The organism is Arthrobacter sp. SAFR-044 (genome assembly GCF_059414985.1).
The window spans coordinates 279,613-305,116 of the sequence record NZ_JBPFDN010000006.1 but is presented as its reverse complement, the minus strand read 5'-3'; the positions used below and the strand labels follow the sequence as shown (position 1 = coordinate 305,116).

Sequence of the window (25,504 nt, the reverse complement as noted above, 5' to 3'; positions counted from 1 at the left end):
CACCGCTGGGCAGTTCTACTGGCCGTCAGTGGGCATTTTCGTGGCCGCCTATGGGCAGTTTTTCATGGCCGCTAACAGTCGGGGAACGCCCGCACCTCCTGGTGCTAACTCCACGGAGTACAGCCGCTGGTCTACAAGTCGGAAACTGGTCTACAAGTCGGAAAGCAGCTCGTTCGGACCATACGACGTCATCGAGCTAACCTCCAGCCTTCTTTTCTCCTCGATGAACGACTCTGGTGAAGCAGATAACTACTCACGCTGCGGGCGGCGGTGGCCTGCAAGGCGCCGTTCCTGGGGGCGACGGTGCTGCTGGCCAATCAGCTCTAGGGGCCCAGAGGCATAGAATAACCACCTAAGAAAATCGGCTGAACCAGCCCTCGCAGATGTCGCTATCTGCCACGATTGCGACACAGGCGGCGGCTGAAGTATCCACCCCCGGCAAGTCTGCCCGGACGGCTCTTGACGGAATCTACCCGCAGCGCGGCAACCTCCCTCCGAACGCTAAAGACTTGGGCGCACGCGGTGACGACACGTCGCGCCCACTCTCGACCCTGTTTGCCACAATTGCAGACGCTCAGGCCGTATACCCTGCCGCCACAGCCCTTACAGATGAACTCGACTGGGCTGTAATCCAGTCGTGCATCAACGCAAACGGCGGGGTCTACCTGCCGTCGGGAACATACCGGATCAATAAAACGATCACGGCTACATCGCCGGTCATCATGGGCGACCGGCGCATCCCGAAGCTCTACATGACGGCCAACAACCTCCCGATCCTCTCCGTAACTGGAAGCCCAAAGATTTCCGATGTGAGGCTTACCTACAACCGGCAGCAAACCAGCTCGGAAACCGAATCAGACGCCATCCGAATGTTCAACGTCGCCAATGGGTCAGTATTCGAACGCATCCGCATCGACTACCCGGCCAGAGGTTTCTTCAACTACGGCGGCGGCTACACCTACCATCCCAGTTCCGGGACTGCGCCATTGGTTACTACTCCATCACCGCCTTTGACATCCGAAATGGCGGGGGTATTACCGGCAACGTCGTCAACAACCTGTACACCGACAACAACCCCATCAGTGAATCGTCAACGAACGTCTCAGCAGAGCCGCCGATCCAGGTTGCCGGCTGGGACGACGGCGTATTCACTCAGTTGAACGTAGAGCACACCCAGGCTTCTGCGGCCATGACAATCAACAACTGCCTGAACCTGACCATTGTGGGAATGCACCTGGAGGGGTTCACGCTCCTGGGTGACTTCAACACTCCCATCAACCTGTCGGGCGCAAACACTCAGCTTTCGATCACTGGCTTGAGCATCGTGTTCTCGAAGTTCCTCATCGGAAACATCCCGTCGTCAAACTCCTTCGCGCTGTTCAAGGTCGTGGACGGCGTGAAAGTGCTCGCCAACAACATCCAGGAGCGCAGCAACACCTTCACTGCTGTTGGTGGCGGATTTGTTTTCAACTCGACTGGCACAACAGCGGCCACGGTTATGGCCGATCTGGTGCGCCTCGGTGGGTTCGGCGGTAACACCGATGGCGCCACGACCAAGGTGTCCACTATTGCCAGGTTGAACAACAGCCGGAACCACGACCTGACAAACGGCAAGTACACCATCTACCAAGACGCTGCGCCTACCAGCTTCACTTGGGCTGTAGGTGACAGGGCTATCGTGCGCAATCCCGTGGAAGCCGGAACGGCCGGATCTAAGTACATGGTCGTCGGCTACCGATGCGTGACGGCAGGAACGCCCGGCACGTGGCTGCCGGAACGCGTACTAACGGGCAACAAGCGGTGATCGCTGAAAGGCTTTCAGGAGGGGCCTTTCAGCTACCCGGTAGTAGATCAGCCCGCCGATTATGCAGGCAGCGATGATCCCGAGGAGCCCGGCGACATGCGTCACCGGGCTCTTCGGAACGAGCGCAAACGCGGCACCAAACGCAGTGATGGTCAGAATGTGAGTGAGGTACAGGGAATACGAACTGTCGCCCAGCTTTTGCAACCAAGCTGGGAAAGTGAAGGCTCCTACGGTTTCAAGCCCGATAACGCCGTAGAGGGAGATCGCTAGGGCCAGCCCGATAGTCGGCACCCGGAAGGCATCGGAGGCTACGCCAGGACCAACGCCAGCCCACATCAGAGCCCACCACGCCAGCGACAGGCTTACGCCTGCCATGGTAACCAGCAGCGGCTTCCAGATAATGCGGCGCGTCACGAGGTAGCCAACCAGGGCGCCGAAGATGAACTCAAAGTGCAGCGGGTTCCCGAGGAACTTGAGATAGGTGTTGTCCGTGGGGATCAGGGAAAGAACGCCGGTGATCAGCACCCAGCCGCCGAGGATGGACTGGAAAGCCCGTTTCGGAGCGGCAAGGCCAAGGGTGAAGATCAGGTAGAAGTACATCTCAAAGACCAGCGTCCAGCCAACAAGTAGTAGGGGTAGGCCTTCCTGCGGAAGCAGTAGGAACGAGGACAGCGGGTCCGGCGGCGTAGCCTGGCTGGAGTTCACCATCCCCGGTTTCCAGAGAAACACGGCGAAGATCAAGGCAGTGATGATGAGGTATGGCGGGTAGATCCGCGTTGCCCGGCGCCACAGGAACGATCTGGCGCTCTCACCGCCGTGATGTTTCTTGTATGTGGTGGCAACCATGAGGAAGCCGCTGATGGCGAAAAAGATGTCAACGCCCGTTGCGCCCACATCGTGGAACCCCTGAAGCCAGGAAGAATCGGCGCCGAACGCCTTATTCTCGAACCCGCTGACGTGCGCAAGCACGACCATCAACGCCGCGACAGCCCGGAGCGCCTGAACATTCCTGAGACTCCGGCTGCGAGCTTTCGCTTCCCTGCGACCGCCCGTAAGTGCCTGCTGTGTGACCACGGCAATTCCCCCAAATAAATTGCGACCCCCAGCGGCTCGCACGAGCACGATTCTACGCGGCACATAACATGGCTCCCGGAGCGCGTGCTTACTGGGAACTAACCTCGTCCTCGCCCAGTACGGCTGGCCCCATTACCGGGGCCAGCCTGGCTGAGTATTCCGGCGTGATGTGGGCGCCGTCCGCGAAGATCAACGACTTTCCGGCGAATGCCGGGCATTGCTTAGCAATAGTGCAGAACCACGCTTCGGTGTTCACATGCCGAACCCCAGGAACGTCCGATGCTGCGGCAGCCTCGGCCCGCACGTACTCACCAAAGCGCGTGTTGGTGTTGGCACAGTCCCCCGGCCTGCTCACCTTGGTGGCGCACTTGGCAGTATCCGGGTTCTCAGAGGCTCCGGACATGAGAACTAGCTGAGCGTCCGTAATGCCCTTGTACGCACGCAGCGTGTCTGCCGTAGCCGTCCGCCAGTCCTTCAGAACATCCTTGCTCGTGGACGCGCTAACGGCTCGCCATGGAGCGCCGAGAGCGCTGGCGAAGATGACCATCTGTGGCTGTATCGCCTTAACCTTATCCATCGCCCACTGCTGATGCGCAGCGCACTTTTCCGTGAAGCCCGCAGGATCATTAGACCGGGTCGTCGGGATCTGAACTGCTGGGCACTGGCCAAGAGTGAGAACCTGGATCTTCCAGCCAGCCGGACCAAGAGCGGCCCTAAGCCCCGGCATCCAGCTAATCCCTACCGAGTCGCCAAGTAGCACGGCTGTTTTCGGCGCCGCGGGATCACCGTACATGCACTTGGCCAACAGTTGATCGTTGACGCTGAGGCAGCCGTCCGTTTTCCACTCCGGGACGTAGTGACCGGCGGCGGTGTCCAGCGAAGGTGTGAGGCCAATTGGCCACGCACCGGAACGTGTGGCATCCGCCAGCTCGCCCGTCAGTTTCATCGAAGGCGTGACAGCGACTGGCTTGGCTGCCTGCGCCGACGCTATCGCCGTGGCAGTTGCGGGCATGGCTGTGTAGTCCGGCTTCGGCTGGTTTAGTGCCAGCACGATAACACCGGCAGTGATAGCGGCGAGGAGTCCCAGCCAGCCAAGCTTGTAGCGGTTCGATACAGAGGCCCTCTCGGTCTTCCTTCGCTTAGGCTCCAGCCATTGCGAGTGCTGGACCGGCTTCTCAACCAGGTAATGGAAGACAACCGAAAGCGCGCCCATCGCCACTACGCTGGCGACAGCAACAATTGGCGACGAAATGTCAAAGAGCGCCCCAGCAAAGATGATCACGGGAAAGTGCCAGAGGTACAGGGAGTACGAAATGTTTCCCACATAGCCGAAGCTCTTGTGAGTCAGTGGCGAAGACGCGGGCGATCCGCCTATGCCAGACGCGATGACAAGAGCCGTGGCGAGAACCGGTGCCATCGCCCAGGGCGCGGGGAACTGGGACGCCGGGCTGATCACGAAGATGCTCCAGATGATGCCGGCGAGTCCGACGTAAAGCATCACAGCTCGGACACCGCGGGGCACGTCGCCGAGCTTAGACGCGAACAGGGCCAAGAGCGCGCCAACTCCAAGCTCCCAGGTACGGGAGGTGGTCGAGAAGTAGGCAACGGTCGGCGATGCTGCCGACTCCCAGAGGGCAAACAAGAAGCTGAATAGCGTTACGGTTGCGGCCGCCAATGTGAGGACTCGCAGTGCCCGCTTCTGACTCCATCGCTGCCTCTTTGCTGCCACGCCCAACAGAAGGATTATCAGGAGAGGCCATACTGCATAGAACTGCTCTTCTACGGACAGCGACCAAAAATGCTGGAACGGCGACACCGGCCCGTCCGCCTGCATGTAGTCCGTGCCGATGATCGCGAAGTGCCAGTTCGCGCCGAAGACCATCGCCCACAGCCCGTCCATGGTCGTCGCAACAGCCCTGCCGGACGTAAAGACAGCCCAGCCGGCACCGATGGTCGCGACAGTTACCAGGGCCGCCATAGGCAGGATGCGCCGGGCGCGGCGACGGTAGAAGTCCGCGACCGAGATGCGCCCCTTGCGCTCGTGCTCGCTCAAGAGGAGCCCCGTGATGAGGAAACCGGAAATCACGAAGAATACGTCCACCCCGACGAAGCCGCCAGATGGCCAGTGGAACATGTGGTCGGCCACGACGGATAGAACCGCAAGAGCGCGAAGACCTTGGATATCTCCACGCCGCGAAGACGACTTCTTCTTGGACGACTTTTTGGGCGCGTTGAGCAGCGCATCGTGAATCATGGTTCCCCCAGTTTGAGAAGCTTGAAGCCTAAAGCTGTGCATATTCTACCCGGCGGATAAATCCGGTTATGCACCGTATATGGAGGTCGAACGCTTAGCGGTACCCGTCCACTATCGCAGCAGCAATCTCCTTGTACGCCCGTCGCGTTTCCGGCTTCAGCACGTCCAGCGTCACCAAATCGCCGTCAGCAACTCCGCGGTCGTGCGGTACGGCGATAAGCTCGCGGCAGATCCCGGCCAAGTGCTCCTCTATGGCGTCCTTGTCCACCCGCGAGGACACTTCGTCCTTGTCCGTGATGACCACAATGGCGTTGCGGGCCAGGTCCTCGTATCCATGGCTGGCCAGCCAGTGCAGGGTGCTGCGAGCCCGCTTGGCGCCGGACACCGCGTAGCCCGCAGCGATCACCAGATTGTCGGCCGACTGCAGGATCCCACTCATCGCATTGTGGGTTACCCCGGTGCCGCAGTCGGTCAGCACCACTGAATAGTAGCTGGAGATGAGTTTGCGGATGCGGCGGTACTCCTCCGCCGTCAGCGAGTCCGAGACCTCAGGGTCCTGCTCCCCCGCAATAAGGTGCAACCGGCCGGCGTGGTGCATGTACCGGGCCAGCGAGGTCAGCGAATCGATGGAGTCTATGTTCTCCAACAGGTCCGAGATGGTCCGGGGCGTTGACTGCTGGTAGATGCCCTCACCCAGCGCGCGTTCCACCAGGTCGCCCGAGTCCGGGTTGGCGTCGATTGCGCAGGGCGCGTCCCCACGGTATTCGGCCAGGGTCAGGCCCACCCCCACCGTAGTAGAGGTCTTGCCAATACCTCCCTTAAGGCTCAGGATCGCGGTGTTGTAGCTCCCCTGGAGCTGCCGGGAAATGCGGCGAGCCAGTTCGTCCTCCTGGCGCTGCTTGGGTCCGGGGCCTAGATTCCACGCGCCGCCGGTCAGGTTGTACAGGGCGCCGCGGAAGCCGCCGACGGGCCTGGGCTTCTGTTCCTTGACGAATAGCCCAGGCGAGCTGATGAAGTCGGGCATAGGTGCCTCCGCGATCGTGTCGGCCATGGTGGACCGGCTGCGGCGGAAGGAGGGCGTTTCGGCAGGAGCATCCGACGGCGGCAGGGCAGCTTCAGCGGCCATCTCACCTGAGCTGGACGCGGCAGAGGGCCCTGCGGCAATCGGCGCAGCAGCAGGCCTCCCCGGAGCAGGGGCCGCAGAAGAGGAAGGAGACGCCGGAGCAGCAGCCGAAGGTACGCGTGACGGCTTGGTGGCGTCCGCTGCCGCGGCTGCCTCCGCCCAGGAGCTGCGGCGCGTGACTGGCTTTCCGGCGTCGTTCGGGTTGGAAGGGGGCGTTACAGTGGGCATGGTTCCTGTCCAGGCATCCTGAACTGAGCCGTCGGCACGACGAAGGTCGCGGCGTCGGCGCAGCTGCGGCTGCCCTGCATCTTCTGCTGGGGCGCCTGCAGTCTGATCAGCCGGATCTGGCATGTCTGTCCCCCGGACGTTTCGGCAAACGGATCTGCGGCACTGGTTCAATCAGTAAGTCTAGGGGGTCTGGCAGGAGGCCACGCCCAGCGGCCGTCAGACCAAAGGTGCAGTTCAGTGATGAATGAGCGCCGCGGAGACCACCGCTGCGGTGAGCACCAAGAGAACAGCAAAGATTGCATAGCCCACCCATTTGGGACGGGCTTTATGGGGGTTGATATCGACGTACGGCATGATCAGCGTCGGTTACCTCTGTTGATGGGTTCAGACACGGGCTGCACAGGTATCCGGATTGCGCGGCGCTTGAGCCGCAGCATCTGGTACAGAACGCCGAAGGGAACTAGCAAGGAGCCCATCAAGGCGCTCAGCGCAAGGGCATAGTCAGTCAAGGCCACAACAATCTCCGTCGGTCATAAGCATCCTTACTGCTTAAGACCTAAGCATGTGACAGAACGATTGACAAGTCACGTCAAGAAGCTTGAATCATAAAGCTTTAGTTACTGCGTTCCTGGTTGAGCGGAAGGAAGCCGGCTCAGCTTGGCTCAGACTGGTAGCCCTTGCCTCGCCACTCCGGGACGTTCGTTCAGGCCTTGTAGCGCAGTCAGAACCACGATGGCGGTGGCCGCGGCGAGGACGGCCATCGCCTCCTAAGACAGAACCCTGCGCCTTCGACTGCGTATGTTCTGCGGCGCCTACGGACGTCGAATGTTTCCCCATGTTCAGATGGGTGAAGGCTCGGGAATCAATCCCACCCTTTCCTCAATGAGGGGTGTACTACGACGAGCTTATGCTGCTGCGCCAGCTCTCCTGGAGGCGCTTGATGAACCAGCGGGACTGCTCCGGGCCGTAGGGGAGGACAGGGATGGCCTTCGTGGCGTCGTTGGGCGTGTCGCGGATGGACTGTCGCGCCTGCCTGACTGCCGTGCTCATGGTGTTGGCCATGGTTTTGACGAACTGGTCGCTGCATGGCGTCCCATGCCCCGGGATCAAGAACTCGTAGCGGTGCCGCAGCGCCGAGATGTGCCGGAGCACGTCGGCCCACTCCTCTGGATACGAGTCCTCGAACGAGGGGTGGGCGCCCTGTTCCACTAGGTCTCCCACGTACAAAGTGGTGGGCGTTCCCACCAGGAGATCACCGTCGGTATGGCCTCGGCCCAGATAGAAGAGAGTTACTGTGAGGCCGCCAAGGTCCACCAGGACGGGCTGGTCCTTGACGATGGCGTTGGGCACTACGAGTTCTACGTTGTCACCTTCTCCCGCTGCCATCTCGGGTTCCAGGGTTCCGACGTACCGGCGCTGAACGTCACCACGCTGGTCAATCTCGGCGGCAGCCCTCTGGTGGGCCCAGAATTCCGTCACCCCGGCTTCGGCGAAGACGGCGTTGCCAAAGAAGTGGTCAAAGTGGGCGTGCGTGTTAACGACGACGAGAGGCAGGTCAGTCTTCTCCCGGACTGCGTCAAGAACTACGCGTCCTTGGCGGGGACCGGACCCGGTGTCGATCACCATGGCGCGTTCAGAGCCAACGATCAGGCCCGTATTTAGCAGGGATCCTTCTGTAACCAGCACGTAGTTGTCCGTACCAGCTTCGCACCATTGTGACATTTTTCTCCGTACCTCCGGCAGAGCACTGCGAGTTTCGGTCTTGGACCCCGATTCTACGTCGAGCTTCAACATCTCTGGATCCGGTTGCGTCATAAGGGGTTGCCACTTCGGAGCCGCTGCGCATATTCGCTGGGGAAGGAGGAATCAGGAACAGTTCGCACGGTTCTGGGCCACCTGTGCTGAGATTGGGATCAGCCGGTCCGGCACAACCCTGCACCCCCGTCTGAACGATTCATCCTGGCGCAGCTGACCGAGACGCCATTTTGCTGGCCTGGTCGGTGCCGTTTGTCGGAGACACGCCATATGAAGTTGGATGCCTACCCTTTGCAGCGCCTCACGGGCGAAAGCCACCCCTTAGTCCATTGGTCCGGTAATGGCGTTGCAGCTGGGCTGCGGCACACGCCATCCGGGTACAATCAAACAAACACAAATGACTAGCGTTTAGGTGGCGAGCCCTGGCCTGCCTCCAGCAACCGATATAGGGGGAACCCGGTTGGATTTACAAAACTACCTGAGTCTACTCAGGCGCAACTGGGTATTTATTGCTGCCGCAACGCTCTTCGGAGTGCTCATTGGAGGCGGAACCTCCATCATCGTCAAGCCTACATACACGGCAGACACTCAACTCTTCGTTGCAATTCAAAGTTCGGGAACGGTTCAAGAACTCCAGCAAGGAAATACCTTCAGCCAAGCTAGGGTGCAGTCGTACGTAAAAACAGTTGATTCTCCTATCGTCCTGCAACCAGCCATTGATGCACTGGGGCTCACTGTCACTACAGATCAACTGGCCCAGAAGGTCAAAGCCACGAGCGATGACAAGACCGTACTGATAACTATTGCAGTTTCCGACGAATCACCTGTTCAGGCTGCGGCTGTCGCACAAGCGGTCTCTAATAGCCTCATCAAGGCTGTTGACAACCTTGAAAGACCGAAGGCCGGCGGCAGCTCTCCGGTAAGCCTCTCGATTATTAAGCCCGCCGTAGCTCCATCTACACCGTCAGCCCCAAACACGCGACTCAACCTCCTCCTTGGGCTGCTGGTTGGGATAGCCATCGGGGTACTCGCAGCCGTTCTTCGTGCAACCCTCGACACCAGGATCCGCGGCGAGGCGGACCTGCGAAGAATAACCAGCGCACCACTCCTTGGAGCCATATCGTTCGATCAAGATGCTGCGAAAAAGCCACTTTTGACTCAGGCGCCTACCCAAAGTCCGCGAGCAGAATCCTTTCGACAGTTGCGCACGAATCTTCAGTTCGCCAACATTTCGGACGCAGCCAAAACCGTTCTAGTCACGTCGTCGCTTCCTGGGGAGGGAAAGAGCACGACAGCAACCAATCTGGCGATTGCATTGGCCCAAGCAGGACAAAACGTTTGCCTCATTGACGCTGACCTTAGACGGCCGATGGTTAGTGACTACCTCGGGCTTGACCGTACGGCTGGATTGACGACGGCATTGCTCGGTATCGCGGACGTCGACGACCTGCTCCAACCGTGGGGAAGCGACAACTTGTTTGTCCTGACCTCTGGACAGATCCCACCGAACCCCAGTGAATTGCTCGGCTCATCACAAATGCAGCGTCTGATTGAGCGTTTCGAGGGGATTTTCGACGCAGTCATAATTGACGCGCCCCCTCTCCTCCCAGTTACTGACGCTGCGGTCCTCTCTCAGCACGTAGGAGGAGTTGTGGTAGTTGTTGGTGCGCAAAAACTACGTCTTCAAGATTTAGAAAAATCGATCAGCGCGTTAGACTTGGTCGGCTCGAACATGTTGGGCGTCGTTCTTAACCGTCTTCCCGCAAAAGGTCCGGATGCTTACGCCTACAGCTACTACGGCAATGACCAGGCGTATGAGGAACCTTTCGAATCTTCCACCATCCGCTCTTCTGGAACTCGGGGACCGGATCTGGACAGCGTGATTCGGGAGGCCGTGCCGAACCGTCCCCACATATTCCCCAGGGGCGGCCCGGCCAGACTGGGCGCGTCTGCCAACCACCCAGAGGACTAAGCCGAGCAGTTTAGGGGCATCCGCCGTTCCGATGGGCAGTTTCTACAACGGCCCACCCAGGGGGCATAACCCATCGCAAGCAGCGGTCACTCCGAGCCGGAATGCCCCAACAATGTTGGAGCTAGATAAGCTTGTAAATCACGCAGAGGGTGCGCTCGCGAGGCGTCTCGCACAACTGGGTCAGCGTCCGTGAGAACCTTTAGCGTTCCCCGGCAGACATCGTGGATTGGCGGTCTTGCCGCAGGGACATCACGCCAAGAACGACGAGCCTTATCGTCAAAGGTTTCCGTTTCTAGGTTTTACGGAATCCATTCATAATTCACGTCTTCATGTCCCACCGTAATGTCAGCCTGACTCCAAATGGTAGGCGGATCATCACTGGGGGCGTCCTCGCCGGCTGTCCAGTGGCTGTGGCCAAGGAAATGGGCATCTCGAGGACCTGTGCGCATCGTTGGATCGGCAGGTACCGTGCGGATGGCTGGGCTGGTTTGGGGACCCTAGCTCTCGTCCGTGGTCTTGCCCGCACGCTACCTCCGCGGAGGTGGTTGCAGAGGTTCTCACCGAGCGCGCCGAGCACCGCAAGGGAGCAGCGAACCTGTGCCGTGCGGTGCCGCATGAGCGCCAGGACGGTCTACCGAATTTCGGCCAGGGCGGGTATGCCCAGGTTGTGGGACCTAGACCCGGCAACCGGAGTACGAATCCGTGCGTCCCGGCTACCGACCGGCGCTATGAACGCGACGCGCTCCCGGCGACATGATCCACATAGGCTTGAAGAAATTCGGGCGGATCCCGGACGGCGGAGGCTGGCGGGCAGACCCGAAGCAATCTGCCGCAACCATTCAACAGGCCACACAAAGGTCGGTTTGGCTTCGTCCACTTGGCCGTCGATGACCGTTTCCGCTTCGCTGTACGCCGAGGTCCTGCCGTATGAAAAAGGCTCGACCTACGCCGGTTCCTCACCAGGGCCGCAGCAGCCGTGGCAGCCCAAGGTGCGCCGGTGAAACGGGTCATGACAGACAACGATTTCGCCAACCGCCTCTCCGCGACTTCCTTGGCAGAGCGGCAAATCCGAACGCTTCAGCCGCACCCTGCAGGAAAGCTGGGCCTGCCGCCAGCCCTTCACCTCAAACCAGGCCAGGACTGATGCCCTGGAACCATGGCTAGACTTCTACAACAACCGCCGGCCCCTCGGCAGCCTCGGAGCCAGACCATCCATCAGCGGGTGCCTACAGCCTACGGGCTGAGTACACCCAGCCGCTCTACCCCCCCGCTTGCCCTTAGTGGAAGGAGATTGAGGTGCTGGTCAGTACCAAGCCACGGGAGCCAAGCAAGGAGCGCATAATAACGCGGCCAAAAGTAGCGAATTTATTGCCGCAGATACGGGAACTAGCTCACCAACACGTAAGTAATTCTCTTGCAGAACCGAAAGGCCACATGATCCTATCCCATCCATCCGTCTCCATAGGAACCGGGAAGAGCCGATAATCCGCATACAGAAAGTCCCCGGTGCGCCCACCGTCGTGGTCTACGAGAACTTGCCATTTATTGAATGCAGGGTTTGGGGGCACATAACTGAGCAACTGAAGGCTTAACGTTCTGCTGCCGTTAGACTCACTTTTCGAGGAGTCACAGCTCTATGGGCCTGGCGCCTTTTGGTTGCAAAATATAGGCCTGTTAGCTGGATTGCTAGTACGGCAGATTCTGCCGTAACCTCCCCAACTACTCCCCCGAGTGGACCGAGCCAACGAGCAAAAATGAATATCGCAGGAACGCCAACTACAACTCCTGCCAATGCACTCCACGCGATGATGTGAAGTTTTTGAAAGGCCACTAGGGCCAAGCCGCCGGTCGCTCTGGATGAGCACACTAGAAGAATTAGCAGGCCACTTACAGACGAAATCTCAAATGGGATCGGCGCGACTCCGGAAAAGACATAAGTTGCAGCATATGGAGCGCCAATACTGAACGCCAAGCCGGCAACAACACCAAGAAAAAAATTATAAAGTATAACCGAGTTCGCCCTGGACTTCTTGGCTCGACGGTTTCTGGAGCTCCCGAGCCACGACTGCATCACATTAGGAAATGCTCCCAGCAGCTGCAAATACATCCTTTGCAGGCGCTCAGCGGCGGCAAACACAGGCGCTGACACAGGTGAAGCCAGTGTAACTATAGTGACAGGAAGAGCAATATAGACAGCACTCAACGCTCGTCCACTAAGCGCCGTCCTCTGAATGACAATAAGAGAGATGATTCGACGAAAGCTAAAGGCCCCCATATGCGAGTACGAAACTCTATTTATCAACAAAGCCAGCCAAAGCGATACCAGGGATGGCAACAGCATCCCCAGGAGTGGATACGTCCAAAGGGGGCCACCGATCAGAATCACGACTGCGGAAAGGGCTGCGCAAGTCGTTCGCGGAATCGCATCAGCGACGACCAGGCTTCCTATGCGCTTGGTACCTATAAAGAACCAAGAACAGCTGAGTCCCAATGAGGTCGCGCCCACGGCCACTAGACCCGCCTCTACCTGGTAGGCGGGAGACAACGAGTACGCTACTGCGAAAGCAACGGCGCCGACGGGCAAGAATACCAAGAGCTTGCTCAGAACTGACGCTGCCATGATTTGGAGACGAAAGTTCCGCCCCTGCCTTGCGACACGCTGAGGACCGCTTAAGCCCCACCCTAATTCAACTAGGACAGAGCCTGCGCCTCCAACTGACTGCCCTAGGGCAACGCCGACCCATGCATCGGCACCAAAAGTTGACGTAATTGCCGGAATGACCAAGAGCGGGCTAACTAGCCCGAATACTGGAATAATCACGAGGCCAAGCAGCCTGGTCAAAGTCCTTACATAACTCACTATCGCCCCTATAACCAATAAGGCAAACACATTGAAAGAGGAACGGGTAAACGAAGCAGCGGAGCGTCTAGAACCAAACGTCACTCGTGCATGCGGAAGGCAGCAGCAGCTCTTCCATTTATCTCCGGGAGACTTGCTGTCGACCAAAAGCCAGCTTCACTAGCCTCACTGAGCGCACTAGCGACCTCAGCGGGGTTTCCAGCGTCGTTGACAACGCAATGACCGTTATCAGCCAGCCACGATGCTATTCCTGTTTGTGCGGTCGTTACGACCCGGCAACCGTGGGCAAGGCCCTCAAGCAGCGGCAACCCGATTTGTTCTCTCCAGTACCTCTCCGGCTTGGAAAGTAGTACAAGAACGCCGGCTTGACGGAGCTCCTCATGAATTTGAGCACGGGCCGGCGAGATCGTCACCTTTACATTCGGCTTTCCCTTCGCCCAGTCTTGAACAAGGTGCTCCAGGTCTCCTCCACCCATGATTGAGAGATTCAGCGATGAGCCTCGGATATCCAATTCATCCCAGCCGGCTAGTAGCTCGAAAATACCTTTACGTGTCGTTAGTGCGCCCAAGAAGAGGACCCTACTCGGATCTTTTGAAGGCAATTTCGAGCATTCGCAAGCACTCGGTAGCGGCCAAACTAGTTCTGAGCGTCGGTCAACATACCCCCAGAAGGGGCCGAGGACGGCTTCGTACGTTTCTCGCGAGGCGGCAGTGCCAAATATCCACCGACGAATTAAAAGTCCGAATAGACAGAGTGGCGTCCGCAAGACTGCAACCCTGAGTTTCCGTGGAATCACTTCCGGGACGCGTGCTATCCGTCCTGCGTCTTCATTCTCTATGCAGTATGTTGAGGTCATCGTCCGTCGGAAGCGCAATGCACCCGCCACGTGGGCGCAAACGAGCAAAAGGAATGTGTGCAACATCTTCCTCGTCCACAAGGGTTCCGGAACTTCAACATACCTTGGTCCACTCTTTAGGATGAATGCGCACGTCGCCAGAACGGTCATAGGAATGTAGGTTTTGCCTGAACTTTCTAGGACGCTTCTATCCAAGTAGAGTGCCTTGCCGTACAAAGTGAGCACATCCGGCCCATCCTCAAACCGCTCAATATACGCACTGCGAATCTCCGGGGTGAAACGGATTGCATCGAATGTCGAAATACTCCGAACCGAAGAGTCAGTCATTTTTTTCCATCCAGTCAGTGCGAATTTCGTTCATAAGATCTAGGTGGTTCTTGGCCCACGGAAGAACATCGAAAGCCATGGACCACTCTCGACCAGACAGGGCGTATGCTTTCCGCTCAGCAAGGACTCCGGGGACAACCTGCCTTAGAGATGCCAATTCACCATCCTTGGCTACAGTGCCTCCACTCCTAATCTCCGCCTCGAATCCACTGCCGTCGATCCCGAGCGTGGGAAGACCGCTTGCCGCGGCCTCCACCAAGACCGTGGGGAAGCCCTCGCCTGCGCCTGAGGACAAGAACAGATGCATGTCTGACGCCCAATACACATCTCTGGCGTCCGGTATCTGCCCGAGCATTCGTATATTTTGGTTCGAAGTCAACGCAGTCTCCCTTACACGCCCCTCCAGTGATCCACCGCCCGCTAAGAGGAGAGTAGCGCCCATCGACAGGGCCAGATCGACTGCTAACATAGGTCGTTTATTTGGCTCAAGACGGCCTACGGCCGCGAAAACCAATTCATCATCGCTGAGGCCGAGCCGTTGCCTTGCGGCCCGCCTTTCAGCAGGGGTCGGGGGACGAAATTTACGGGTGTCAATAGCGTTGGGTATAACGAATACGTTTGAATCAAGACCAGTAATCTGCCGGACATCAGAAGCGACGTATTCAGACACGCACGCGATAGCATCGACCCTTCTCGCGGCCCTTGCATAGAGCCTAGCAATCAGTCGCGAATAGGGGCCGCGGCCAAAGCGGCCATGTTCAGTCCACAATACGGGCCCAAATTTCTGCAGAACATCCGTAAAACCAATCTGTTCACGCTTGAAGTGAAGATGGAAAAGATCAGCCGGGTGACGAGTTACCGCCCTCTCAATCTCTGCACGTTCCCGTGGCAATTGACTCACACCCTGTAAAAACGTACTCCTGGTCCACTTATCACCGAGAACGAGAGGCACGGAAGGCCTCCCACTAGCGCCCCAGCCTTCGACCTCCCCATAGAGGATAGAGGAAACATTCTCCCGTTGGAGACTGTCATAGAGTCGAACAATATAGTCTTCCGCACCTCCAGACTTTCCTGTCCTGGCTACGACACCTGCACTAATCATGGCGGCCCGCCACATAATGGGCGCGTACATTATCAAAAGAATTTCGTGTCAAAGATTGCGAGAGATATGTCAGGAACGAGGAGAATTCGCGATCAACATATTCGTTTAACGTATCGGATGAACTAGAGTAATCTTTCGTAATTAACGAACGATCAATGACATCTAATAAAGTATTGGCTAGATCTTCAGGATCTCCAGCTAGGCAGGTTTGCAGTTGTTCGCCCACCCCGGCATGTATCTCCTCAAGGGCAGAACTCTCGCGGGTAACTAGCAGCCGCCCGCAGGCCAAGCCCTGCCACACCTTGTTAGCAAGTACAGATGCTGCCTTCTCTGATTCCCCGAAAATGCCTAGGATTACATCGTGTTCAGCAATTATTTCGCAAAGCTGCGCTTCGGGTACTGCGTCAACGAAGCGGCACCTGTTCTCAATTCCCAATTCGTGGACCAGTGTTTCAATTTCCGGGCGCAATTTCCCGTCCCCAAGCAGAGTTAGGGTAACTTTGCGGTCAGGATCAAGTTGCGCAACCGCCCGGACGATGGTGTCAACGCCATGCAAATGGATGTAGTTGCCATAATAGAGCAATCTCACGTCCTCAGAGTTCACTGCAGGATATGCACAACGTGCCCAGCCAGGCGCACCCACAGGTAACGACACCACGTTGGTTCTGGCCTTCGTGCTCGTCATGATTCCCGCGGCCCTTACCTTCGTATCGACCAAGTACACATCTGAGAAGAACACGGACAGTGCGTCGACGACCCTGTACGCTAGGGCTTTCCATGAGCGGGGCTTGACTTGGGAAAGATCTTCTACTCGTGTCTCGTAGAGCCGGACAAACCCATCCACAACGTGAACGGCACCATTAATTCGCGATAAGAACCAAGTGAAAGGAGCATACCGCAGCGAAAATTCAGACAATACGACAACATCGCTGCGCCATGCCGTACGCAACATAGCAACGCTATTCAAGATTGTTTTAGCTACGAAATGCGGCGACTCGATTTTTTGCGTTACAGCTATTTCATAGGAGCCGACCTGCTGTAGCTTCCGCCGAATGAGCCGATTTCGGGGGTAGTTGAGATCGTGCACGTTCAAGTAGGCAACGCGCCGCAGTTCGGTACCGTAACCGGTCAACTTGTCCTTCTTCATCTTGGAACCTTGACCCATCCAACTACTTTGCCGCCCCTAAGTCGTCGACGGATTAGCCGCGCCATGCCTGCGAGCGGAATAGCCTGCATAGCAATTACGTCAAATAATGGATCAAGTGGAGACTTAAGGCTGATAAAACCACGATATCTAAGAACTGCCCAACTCACGACTGATACGGTCAATAAAGCGCCGTAGGGAGGAAAAAGGAACATCGCAAAAAATGCGGCAATCCAGAACGCGCCGACTCCGACCGTTACGCGGTAGACCTTGTGGACTAAGTATGCGCGTCCTACAGTCGATGTCAGAAGCTGCGGCACACGGGGAATTGCTTCTGAAAGAAGACCGCAAACGATTCGAACTCTTCGTTCCCACTGCTCAGACGGGGAGGCGGGGTCCTCAACGGTGTAGATTTTCGGAACAGCCGCGACCCGGAGTTCGCGACGATTGAAATCAAGGGCCAGGGCCAGGTCATCAGCCATTGTTGTGGCCGATATGGGGATGTAGTCGGTTCGTCTAAAAGCAAGGAACTCTCCTACCACAGCGAGAGTGGCCGAAAGTTCCTGCTCGCCATGTCGCGACTTCAGAAGCCCTTCATAGCGCCAGAAGAGACGCTCTCTTGCGCCCCGTTCTCGCTTGCTGCCCGTTAGAAGCCGGGCAGACCTGAGCCCTGTCTGGACGAAAAGTGGCCACCCGTCCGGCTCAATAGCACAGTTTGCGTCTGTTAGCACCACAATATCGGCCTCAGACGCGGACACCCCTGCATTCAGGGCCGCAGGCTTTCCATTTCGTGGAACTTTTAAGGTTCTATCAGCGGCTGCAGCCGCCTGGTACGTATCATCGTCGCTAGCCACCACGATGACTTTCCCGGCAACGCCCGCGCCGGCAAGCTGCCTCTGAAGCCGTTGAACAGTTGAAGCTATAACTGAGGCCTCAAGGTATGCGGCTATCACCACATCCACGGTTGCCAAAGAGTCACTAGCCGGCGCCCCGGTCAAGTCATTCTGGTGTCTCTGTCGCGGCTGTAGCAACGGTAATAAGACACCTAGAATAAAAAAGCAAATACTTATGGTGAAAACGGTAATTATCAAGTAGATCTTCCCCCTAATAGGTGACGGCGCATGACCAGGCAGTTTGTAATAGCCACGTGCAGCACACCGCGCACGGAGAAGTCGTCGTTCTCCATTGGTTCGCAAAAGCTCGAACTCAAGCTCGTCCTAAACAATAAACGGGTCACAGGGAACCCAGCCGAGACTACCACGGCCGCGATTCCTACTCACCTCTCCAGCCCGATGGAAATTTGCGGAATGGCCGGTCGGCGTATGGGTACGGGATAAAGGCATTGCGATTATATAACGACAGCTCAAATGCTAAGTAAACGCGAGCATACTGCAATTGACCGTAGCTTCACGACACTAAACGTGGATTCTTATCGAAAACGATGGGGTACCGTTTTCTGAAACTTGCCATCAGACCTTCCTCCCCTTTGCCAGGAAGCGCCTATGACAAAGGACCAAAGGAGCAAGCCTGTATGGGCTTGAATCAAGGCGCCAGACAGAACGAGAATCATGGCCAGGATGGGCAGTTTGAGCGCATAATCCATTCTAAGCTGGAGAATAATGACAACTACCGCGAGCACGAACAAAACCGTCGACACTATGCCGTACTCGATTAGCAACTTTGGAATCATGGAAAAATTTCCGCGAACTCCGACAGACGCCGCATATGAGTCTGCTGACCCAGGGCCCAGTCCCCAAAGAGCGCTGCTTGGGTACTTCTCAAACGCCGAAGCAACCGCATCGTACGGCTGAACGAAGCGAAGTGAGCCGGACGTGTTTTCGCCGTTCAGCTCGCCCGCTCTCCCCAAGATCTCATTCGACAAGCCAAGCCAATTCATACCCAGAAGGCCGATGGAACCACAAGCAATAGTTAGAATACGCGCTCTAAGAGATCCACGTGCCACGTAAACGGCCAAACCTATAAGCAACATAATGATGCCCGTCCCGCCTCCAGTCATGATAAGAGCAATCATAAAAAGCGGAGCGAAGTAACGGCGGATTGAAAGGGACGCCAGGGCGCCAAGTGCGAGATACTGCGACGCAAAGCTCGACTCTACGAAAAAAACGCCGTTTGCCTTAAGCACTCCGCTTCCATATTGAAACTCATAAGCAGCCTGGTAGCCGGGAAGAAGCCAATTACTAGGTATCAGTGAAATGGGATCAAGCCATTGTGGATAATTCGACTGAAGAGCAAATTGCAAAATGGTCAGAATGGAGATTGGCACCATCGCAAACTGAAATGTTTTCAGAGCATTTGGCAGCAAATTATCATCTTGCTTAACAGCGAAAAGAAAAGGGGTCCACATTAGGACAATCAGGCCCAGAGAGGCGCCTGTGCTTGATAATGGTGAATAAGTACTGCTAACTAATGCTGATGCACCCAAAGCAGCAAATAGAATGAGTCCAGTGACCAATGTTCTACGTCTTAGCGAAAGATTTCCGCTGGCATAGATTACTAACAGGCCGACGTAAGGCAGGGTGGCACCGATTCCTACTGCACTACCGGGTATAGCTACCCGTTGCAAATAAATGGAACCGTAAACAGCGATACCAACGACCAACAAAAGCATTTGAGATTTTCTTCGACCAGCTACGCCGAGGTCCCCCACTGGTTCTGAGACGATCGTGCGACTCTGTAATGGGCGCAGCATCACCGGATCCTAGCTTGAGCATCCGAGGTCATGGTCAGCGTGGTATTACCCATTTCCTTTCGGGAATCTTTGGAATCTCTCGCCAACCTCTCTACTTCATTGCCGAGTACGCTCAGCGTTGTCGGCCACCTATATTCTTTCACCAACCCGCGCGGCAGTGACCGATCGACCTCGATGGCAGCAAGTCTCAAAATTTCCGCCGAGAAGTCTGCTGGCGAGTCAACGATAGCCAGAGATTCTCCGGCTAACACCTCAAGCCCCAAGGCACCCAGGGAAGTCGCGACCACGGGGGTTCCACACGAAAGTGCTTCAAGTATCTTCAGCCTAGTCCCACCGGCAGCTAGAAGCGGAGCCGTCGCCACTCGAGCCCGCGCAACATACTCCACAACACTTGGGACATCTCCGTGTATTGATATTCCCGTTCTGGCCAGAGCCTGCACTTCTAACGACGGGGCGCGGCCGATGATACGAAGAGTTAAGTCCGGTCGCTGTGCCGTAACCAAAGGCCAAACCTCAGTTGCCAGCCACTTCGCTGCATCGACGTTTGGTTGCCATCCAAGGTGCGCAACAAAAACAACATCATTATGGCGGTTGTCCCTAAGCGAGAAACCCGCCTCGGATACGCCATTGGGGGCCAGAATTATCGTTGCAATATCTTCTTTTCCTTTGGGCATCCATGATTGAGCAATCTCAACATCGTGCTTACTCACCGCTGATATCGCTTCGACCATCGAGGGTAGGCGCCGCTCAAGCCGAGAAACACGGCGGGCCTCATATGTCGCAACCAAGCGCCGAAGCCACGATTTCGACGAACGTGCATAATTTCTGAGCAATTCGGACTCAATATTGTGCATGTCTAGGAGGACCGGCGACGTGAAAAGTGGCAGATAACCTACAAGCTGCGTGTATTCGATGACAACACAATCAAAATCCGTTTCTGACTGCTTTTCCAAAATTGCGTTAACAACGCTCATTCTGCACCAGCGCGCAGACGTGACACTGCCTATACGCCCAAAGCCCAACAGCACACGGGCCTTCTGGCCAAAATGTTTGAAACCAGTCCCAGGAGAACTTTTCCTTCGTTCCATCTCTGGTGTTTCCACTGCTACCGTGGTTACATTTATGCCGCGTCGTACAAGCTCACCATGAACCGAGCTCGTGCGCATGGTGCCTCCATCACGGGGGCTTGCAAAACTCTGCTTTGTGAGTAGGAGGACGTTGAGTCCTGTCGAATTCTTTCCTTCGTTCACGTCAGCTTCCCCCCGTGTTTTACGTCATACGTCTTCATGAAGCTGATACCGTCAGTTAGATGAAGTGGACCTGCTTCGCCGGCCTATGGTTTTCGCCTAACTTCCCGCCCTGTAGAAAAGGACCCGAAGGTCATCACATGAGGTGAGACCGAGAGAGAGAGCAGCGTTGTCCTCAGGTTATCACCGTCGCCTCTCCATGCCACACTGCTGCCGTTGCAGAAGCAGAGCGACGATGTAACGTTCTAACACCCAAATTGCGCCCTGTATGATCAGTCGGGACGCTCGTTGGGGTAACGAAGCGGTCCTATGAGGGGGACAAGCATGAGGCCGGTTGCTTCTTGGCGGGCTAAATATTCCCGTCGGCTAGCCGTCGTGGACGCATTCGTCATCGTTTGGGCGGTTGCAGGAGCTTACGGAATTCGGTTTGGATTTTCGGATCTCGAACAAAGTAGGACCTCTGATCTGGACTACGTTCTGCTTTCGGCAGCCCTAGTCCTCGCCTGGTGGACGATGCTGGGTTTCTGGGGCTCACGAGAACCAAAAATACTCGGGTCGGGTACAGAAGAATACAAGCGGATCATTTCAAGCTCCGCATGGTTGTTCGGTTTTGTAGCGATAGTCTCTTATGCCTTGCGGATTGAGACAGCGCGCGGGTTCGTTGGATTAGCCTTTCCCGCTGGTGCTATCGGCCTCATAATTGGTAGGTGGCTCGTTCGGCAGCATCTTAGCCTAGAGAGAACCCACGGGAAGAGCACCTCGCGAGTACTTCTTATTGGAGGACCTCACTCAACGGCGCACCTCGTCCGCTCCCTAAGAAGCGCGCCAGCTGCTGGTTATCTCCCCGTGGCTGCCCACCTACCAGGAGCTGAACGGCCTCTCGCTGCTCCTTTAGAAATTCCCGTTACTGGCGTCGAGGCTGACTATGATTCTATTTTGGCTGTAATTTTGGCGACAGAGGTCGACGCCGTGGCCATCTCCGCTGGTGTCAACCTGCACCCCCACGATCTGCGAAAACTCGGCTGGGAACTCGCAGCAAGGGACATCGGCATGATTCTGGCGCCGGCGCTAACAGACATAGCCGGCCCCAGAATACATACGCAACCTGTTGCGGGTCTGCCTTTGATCCATGTTTCCACACCGAAACTGACCGGGGGCAAGAAAGTCGCAAAACGCAGCTTTGATGTGCTGGTCGCAGGTCTGCTTGTGGTTCTGCTGTCTCCGCTGTTTCTTCTCTTGGCAGGCTTGGTCAAGTGGACCAGCCCGGGACCAGTCCTCTATCGACAGGAACGGATAGGTCTGCGGGGCACGACCTTCAACATGCTGAAGTTTCGCTCGATGAAGGCGAATGCCGACTCAGAACTCACCGCGTTGCTCGAAGCACAAGGTACTGGCGACCAGCCGCTATTCAAAGTGGAGAATGACCCACGCATTACGCCCCTAGGCCGGGTTCTTCGAAAGTTTTCCCTGGACGAACTGCCCCAGCTGCTCAACGTTTTGGGGGGAAGCATGAGTCTTGTAGGTCCCCGCCCGCAGCGCGCGGGAGAGGTTGCACTCTATGACGATGCCGCGCACAGACGCTTGTATGTAAGCCCAGGGATGAGTGGATTGTGGCAGGTGAGCGGTCGTTCAAACTTGAGCTGGGAAGAAAGCATCCGATTGGATCTGTATTACGTAGAGAATTGGTCGCTAATGAGTGATGTAATTATTCTGCTCAAGACTTTCAAAGCCGTATTCGCAAGCACCGGCGCGTTCTAACTACGAACAAGATCTCGTCCGCCGTCTTAGTATCGCTCATCCTTGTTGGGGAAAGGCACCACAAATGCGCATTTCAGTTATCGGTTGCGGTTACTTAGGAGCAGTCCACGCGGCCTGCATGGCAAAACTCGGCCATGAAGTGGTCGGGGTTGACGTGGACGAAAATAAGATAAAGGACCTGTCAGCAGGTCATGCCCCTTTTTTCGAGCCTGGGTTGGAAAACCTGCTAAAAGAAGTGCAGGCCACGGGTCGCCTCTCATTCACTACGGATATGGCCGCAGTCCAGGGAAGTTCTGTTCATTTTGTCTGTGTTGGGACTCCCCAGAAAAAGGGAGAGAATGCTGCCGACTTAACTTATGTAGACGCAGCCGTTCATGCTCTTATGCCTCATCTTTCCTCCGGGGACCTAGTCGTCGGCAAGTCGACGGTGCCCGTGGGGACGGCCGCTCGACTAACTAGTATCGTCCATCGTGCTTGCGCCAACGCCCATCTTGTGTGGAATCCCGAGTTCCTTCGCGAAGGGCACGCGGTCGCAGACACACTTCAACCGGATCGCTTCGTGTATGGCGTGGCCGATGGCAGTGAAGATAACCCCGCGGTAAAGGAACTAGATAAGGTCTACGAGATCCCCTTGAGCGAGGGCACGCCGCGACTTGTGACAGATTTGCCCACTGCAGAACTGGTAAAAACTGCGGCTAATTCGTTCCTTGCCACAAAGATATCTTTTATTAACGCGATGGCCGAGCTGTGTGATGCCGCAGGCGCAGATGTCAGCCTGCTTGCTGACGCTATAGGTATGGATGACAGAATTGGCCGTAAGTTCCTCAACGCAGGGGTCGGTTTTGGGGGCGGATGTCTTCCCAAGGATATTCGGGCTTTCATGGCCCGCGCCGGTGAACTCGGGGCGGATCAGGCTCTGACCTTCCTCCGTGAAGTGGATGCTATCAACATGCGACGCCGCACACGCGTGGTTGAACTGACTCGCGATCTCTGCGACGGATCGCTGCTAGGTCGGCGCATCACCGTCCTCGGCGCTGCATTCAAACCTCAAAGCGACGATGTTCGCGACTCTCCCGCCTTGAGCATTGCGGCCCAATTGCAGCTTCAAGGAGCAGTTGTCACCGTTTCAGATCCGGAGGCGCTCGAAAATGCGGCTCGCCGCTTTCCAGAATTACATTATGAAAAGTCAACTGAAGTTGCCCTGGACCGGGCCGACGCCATTCTGCTGCTGACGGAATGGCCCGAATATCGAGATTTAGACCCCTATGAAACTGCCAACCTCGTTGTGGACAGAAAAATCCTAGACGGCCGCAACGTGCTTGATGCCAAGAAATGGCGGGCTGCAGGTTGGACATTCCGCGGGCTGGGCCGCCCCTAAAATGAGCAATAAAGCCGTTGACAGTGTGCCTCCGTCAGGTCGTAGAACTACGCCTACGCGACGGCCGAATCAGAGAAGACTCAGGCGCTTGTTAACTGTAGGGATCCCTTTCCTCACGCTAGTAGGTATCAGTGTGTTTGGAGCGGCTTGGCTGGGGTTCAAAGCGGTTTCTATAAAAACTCAGTTAGAGGCCGCATCAGGTCTTATCCCTGAGCTAAAGCAGGAGATTTTCGCGTCCGACGCAACTGCGGCTGCTGATACGTTAAGGAGACTCCGGGAGCACACTTCGAGCGCACGGTCAGACGCAGGAGACCCGGTCTGGACACTTGCGTCAGGGCTCCCTTGGATTGGCCCCAACCTGGCTGCCGTATCGGAGGTCGCGCGGGCGACCGATGACGTTGGCGCCCTAGCGCTGACTCCGCTCTTAAACGTGTACGAGTCTCTCGATTGGGAGACCCTAGTACCAAGTGGCCCGGGTACCAACCTAGATCCACTTAGGTCCGCAGCGCCGAGTGTTGCTTCATCGGCTTACGCTGTCAGAGCCACCTCGGAGAGACTCGATGGGATAGATACGTCTAACTTGCTGCCCCAGGTGGCGGACCCGTTGATCCAAGCTCGAAATGAGTTACGCCAGACAGTAGCCGCATTGAACTCTGCTTCAGATGCGGCAAGTATTGCCCCCGCAATGCTTGGCGCCGACGGGATCAGAAACTACCTTCTCGTTATACAGAACAATGCAGAGGCGCGGGCATCAGGTGGTATACCCGGCGCTCTCGCCGTCCTCACCCTCGACGGGGGCAAGCTGTCCCTCGGGGCGCAGCAAAGTGCTGTTGACATCGGCATCATGTCCCCAGCTTTGCCCGTTGAGCCCGAACAACAACAGATTTATTCAACTCGTCTGGGCAAGTACATGCAGGACGTGAATCTCACTCCGGACTTCCCTACCACGGCGGCCACTGCTCAAATGATGTGGCAAAAGAAGACCGGCCAACGCGTCGACGGGGTCATCTCGTTAGATCCAGTAGTCCTCAGCTACATTCTTCAGTCCACGGGCCCAATTGACATCAACGGGCCAGAACTTGGGGCTGCGCAGACCGCTGGCCTGCCGACAGCGCTGACAGGCAATAATGTTGTGCCGACCTTGCTCTCTGAGGTCTATGCAAAGATCCAGCAACCCAAGCTCCAGGACGCGTATTTCGCAGGCGTAGCTAAGGAAGTTTTCGCTGCTCTTGCCAGCGGCAAGGGAGAAGCGAAAGCCCTCATCACGGGTATAACCCGCGGGACAGAAGAAGGTCGCGTCCTCGTGTGGTCGAACAACCCTTCCGAACAGGCAGTTATCTCTAAGTACTCCCTCAGCGGCTCTATATCGGGGCCGAGCGTGCCACCTGCAGAGTTTGGCGTCTATTTCAACGACGGCACAGGCGCCAAGATGGATTACTACGTCAAACGCAAAGTCCAACTCGTCAAAGAGTGCCCTGCTGATGGTTATGAACAGACGACGGTGCGCGTGACCAGCACGAATACGGCTCCTCTGGACGCAGCTGCGTCGCTACCGGCGTACGTTACCGGCGGCGGCGTCTACGGCGTGCAGCCGGGGACCGTTCAGACGAACATCATCGCGTACGGGCCCGTGCAAGCAAACGTTGAGTCAGCCACCGTTGACGGCCAAAAAACTCCATTCGCCCCTTACATCCACGCGAACAGGCCAGTCGGTGTTGTGGCCCAGCAACTTGCGCCTGGCGAAAGCAAAACGGTGGACTTCACTTTCGGAAAGATCGTCCAGCACACGGAACCTAACGTGGTTGTCACGCCCACTGTCCAGCAAGTAAAGGACGTGATCCTGCCCACCGAAAATGCGTCCTGCGATCAAGGCCAGTGACGGCTGCGTTAACACTATGTAAACCGACTGGA

At 56.7% G+C, this 25,504-nt stretch carries 17 protein-coding genes and 1 pseudogene; 8 read left to right on the top strand and 10 right to left on the bottom strand.

Going from position 1 to position 25,504, the window contains the following annotated elements:
* Positions 1–383: 383 nt before the first annotated feature.
* The gene (locus tag ACR65J_RS12065; RefSeq protein WP_440169081.1) at positions 384–1,160 is read left to right on the top strand and encodes a hypothetical protein; all 777 of its coding nucleotides are present in this window, start codon (positions 384–386) and stop codon (positions 1,158–1,160) included.
* A 29-nt stretch (positions 1,161–1,189) separates the two neighbouring features.
* Positions 1,190–1,804, top strand: coding sequence for a hypothetical protein (locus tag ACR65J_RS12060; RefSeq protein ID WP_440169078.1), 615 nt, complete (start codon positions 1,190–1,192; stop codon positions 1,802–1,804).
* On the opposite strand, the gene ACR65J_RS12055 is transcribed toward ACR65J_RS12060, so the two are convergent.
* From ACR65J_RS12055 to ACR65J_RS12045, 3 genes are all read right to left on the bottom strand, one after another.
* On the bottom strand, positions 1,784–2,878 hold the full coding sequence (locus tag ACR65J_RS12055; RefSeq protein WP_440169076.1) for an acyltransferase family protein: 1,095 nt from the start codon (positions 2,876–2,878) through the stop codon (positions 1,784–1,786). The genes ACR65J_RS12060 and ACR65J_RS12055 overlap by 21 nt on opposite strands.
* A gap of 88 nt (positions 2,879–2,966) precedes the next feature.
* Entirely contained in the window at positions 2,967–5,132 is a 2,166-nt protein-coding gene (locus ACR65J_RS12050) for an acyltransferase family protein (protein WP_440169073.1), read from the bottom strand.
* A gap of 94 nt (positions 5,133–5,226) precedes the next feature.
* Positions 5,227–6,156 (bottom strand): MinD/ParA family ATP-binding protein, encoded by a 930-nt coding sequence (locus ACR65J_RS12045; protein WP_440169071.1) that lies wholly within the window; start codon positions 6,154–6,156, stop codon positions 5,227–5,229.
* Between ACR65J_RS12045 and ACR65J_RS12040 the strand changes: the two genes are divergently transcribed.
* Positions 6,143–6,505, top strand: a complete 363-nt coding sequence (locus ACR65J_RS12040; RefSeq protein ID WP_440169069.1) for a hypothetical protein — start codon at positions 6,143–6,145, stop codon at positions 6,503–6,505. The two genes, ACR65J_RS12045 and ACR65J_RS12040, sit on opposite strands and share 14 nt — an antisense overlap.
* Positions 6,506–7,377: 872 nt before the next feature.
* On the opposite strand, the gene ACR65J_RS12035 is transcribed toward ACR65J_RS12040, so the two are convergent.
* Positions 7,378–8,205, bottom strand: coding sequence for an MBL fold metallo-hydrolase (locus ACR65J_RS12035; protein ID WP_440169066.1), 828 nt, complete (start codon positions 8,203–8,205; stop codon positions 7,378–7,380).
* A gap of 493 nt (positions 8,206–8,698) precedes the next feature.
* On the opposite strand from ACR65J_RS12035, the gene ACR65J_RS12030 reads away from it, so the two are divergent.
* Positions 8,699–10,210 carry a tyrosine-protein kinase domain-containing protein gene (locus tag ACR65J_RS12030; RefSeq protein WP_440169064.1) on the top strand — a complete coding sequence of 504 codons (1,512 nt, stop codon included), beginning with the start codon at positions 8,699–8,701 and terminating at the stop codon, positions 10,208–10,210.
* A gap of 329 nt (positions 10,211–10,539) precedes the next feature.
* Positions 10,540–11,454, top strand: a pseudogene (locus ACR65J_RS12025) (integrase core domain-containing protein).
* A 1,696-nt stretch (positions 11,455–13,150) separates the two neighbouring features.
* On the opposite strand, the gene ACR65J_RS12020 reads toward ACR65J_RS12025, so the two are convergent.
* The 6 genes from ACR65J_RS12020 to ACR65J_RS11995 all read right to left on the bottom strand — a co-directional run bounded on the left by ACR65J_RS12020 (position 13,151) and on the right by ACR65J_RS11995 (position 20,460).
* A complete protein-coding gene (locus ACR65J_RS12020) occupies positions 13,151–14,254 on the bottom strand; it encodes a glycosyltransferase (protein WP_440169061.1) in 1,104 nt (367 codons plus the stop codon).
* Positions 14,247–15,356, bottom strand: coding sequence for a glycosyltransferase family 4 protein (locus ACR65J_RS12015; protein ID WP_440169110.1), 1,110 nt, complete (start codon positions 15,354–15,356; stop codon positions 14,247–14,249). The genes ACR65J_RS12020 and ACR65J_RS12015 overlap by 8 nt, the downstream gene beginning before the upstream one ends.
* The gene (locus tag ACR65J_RS12010) at positions 15,349–16,503 is read right to left on the bottom strand and encodes a glycosyltransferase (protein WP_440169059.1); all 1,155 of its coding nucleotides are present in this window, start codon (positions 16,501–16,503) and stop codon (positions 15,349–15,351) included. The genes ACR65J_RS12015 and ACR65J_RS12010 overlap by 8 nt, the downstream gene beginning before the upstream one ends.
* Positions 16,500–17,462, bottom strand: a complete 963-nt coding sequence (locus ACR65J_RS12005; RefSeq protein WP_440169107.1) for a glycosyltransferase — start codon at positions 17,460–17,462, stop codon at positions 16,500–16,502. The genes ACR65J_RS12010 and ACR65J_RS12005 overlap by 4 nt, the downstream gene beginning before the upstream one ends.
* 467 nt (positions 17,463–17,929) lie before the next feature.
* A complete protein-coding gene (locus tag ACR65J_RS12000) occupies positions 17,930–19,129 on the bottom strand; it encodes a hypothetical protein (RefSeq protein WP_440169057.1) in 1,200 nt (399 codons plus the stop codon).
* An 80-nt stretch (positions 19,130–19,209) separates the two neighbouring features.
* Complete coding sequence (locus ACR65J_RS11995) at positions 19,210–20,460, bottom strand: glycosyltransferase (RefSeq protein ID WP_440169054.1); 1,251 nt, start codon at positions 20,458–20,460, stop codon at positions 19,210–19,212.
* A 306-nt stretch (positions 20,461–20,766) separates the two neighbouring features.
* Between ACR65J_RS11995 and ACR65J_RS11990 the strand changes: the two genes are divergently transcribed.
* The 3 genes from ACR65J_RS11990 to ACR65J_RS11980 all read left to right on the top strand — a co-directional run bounded on the left by ACR65J_RS11990 (position 20,767) and on the right by ACR65J_RS11980 (position 25,472).
* On the top strand, positions 20,767–22,215 hold the full coding sequence (locus tag ACR65J_RS11990; RefSeq protein ID WP_440169052.1) for a sugar transferase: 1,449 nt from the start codon (positions 20,767–20,769) through the stop codon (positions 22,213–22,215).
* Positions 22,216–22,279: 64 nt separating this feature from the next.
* The gene (locus tag ACR65J_RS11985) at positions 22,280–23,593 is read left to right on the top strand and encodes a UDP-glucose dehydrogenase family protein (protein WP_440169049.1); all 1,314 of its coding nucleotides are present in this window, start codon (positions 22,280–22,282) and stop codon (positions 23,591–23,593) included.
* A 592-nt stretch (positions 23,594–24,185) separates the two neighbouring features.
* Positions 24,186–25,472, top strand: coding sequence for a DUF4012 domain-containing protein (locus ACR65J_RS11980; RefSeq protein WP_440169046.1), 1,287 nt, complete (start codon positions 24,186–24,188; stop codon positions 25,470–25,472).
* Positions 25,473–25,504: the final 32 nt, after the last annotated feature.

What these genes read in the sequence shown, in the direction of transcription:
- ACR65J_RS12065 (WP_440169081.1), top strand. Translation starts at nt 384, where the DNA reads ATGTCGCTATCTGCCACGATTGCGACACAGGCGGCGGCTGAAGTATCC.
- ACR65J_RS12060 (WP_440169078.1), top strand. Translation starts at nt 1,190, where the DNA reads ATGACAATCAACAACTGCCTGAACCTGACCATTGTGGGAATGCACCTG.
- ACR65J_RS12050 (WP_440169073.1), bottom strand. Translation starts at nt 5,132, where the DNA reads ATGATTCACGATGCGCTGCTCAACGCGCCCAAAAAGTCGTCCAAGAAG.
- ACR65J_RS12040 (WP_440169069.1), top strand. Translation starts at nt 6,143, where the DNA reads ATGAAGTCGGGCATAGGTGCCTCCGCGATCGTGTCGGCCATGGTGGAC.
- ACR65J_RS12045 (WP_440169071.1), bottom strand. Translation starts at nt 6,156, where the DNA reads ATGCCCGACTTCATCAGCTCGCCTGGGCTATTCGTCAAGGAACAGAAG.
- ACR65J_RS12035 (WP_440169066.1), bottom strand. Translation starts at nt 8,205, where the DNA reads ATGTCACAATGGTGCGAAGCTGGTACGGACAACTACGTGCTGGTTACA.
- ACR65J_RS12020 (WP_440169061.1), bottom strand. Translation starts at nt 14,254, where the DNA reads ATGACTGACTCTTCGGTTCGGAGTATTTCGACATTCGATGCAATCCGT.
- ACR65J_RS12015 (WP_440169110.1), bottom strand. Translation starts at nt 15,356, where the DNA reads ATGATTAGTGCAGGTGTCGTAGCCAGGACAGGAAAGTCTGGAGGTGCG.
- ACR65J_RS12010 (WP_440169059.1), bottom strand. Translation starts at nt 16,503, where the DNA reads ATGAAGAAGGACAAGTTGACCGGTTACGGTACCGAACTGCGGCGCGTT.
- ACR65J_RS12000 (WP_440169057.1), bottom strand. Translation starts at nt 19,129, where the DNA reads ATGCTTTTGTTGGTCGTTGGTATCGCTGTTTACGGTTCCATTTATTTG.
- ACR65J_RS11990 (WP_440169052.1), top strand. Translation starts at nt 20,767, where the DNA reads ATGAGGGGGACAAGCATGAGGCCGGTTGCTTCTTGGCGGGCTAAATAT.
- ACR65J_RS11985 (WP_440169049.1), top strand. Translation starts at nt 22,280, where the DNA reads ATGCGCATTTCAGTTATCGGTTGCGGTTACTTAGGAGCAGTCCACGCG.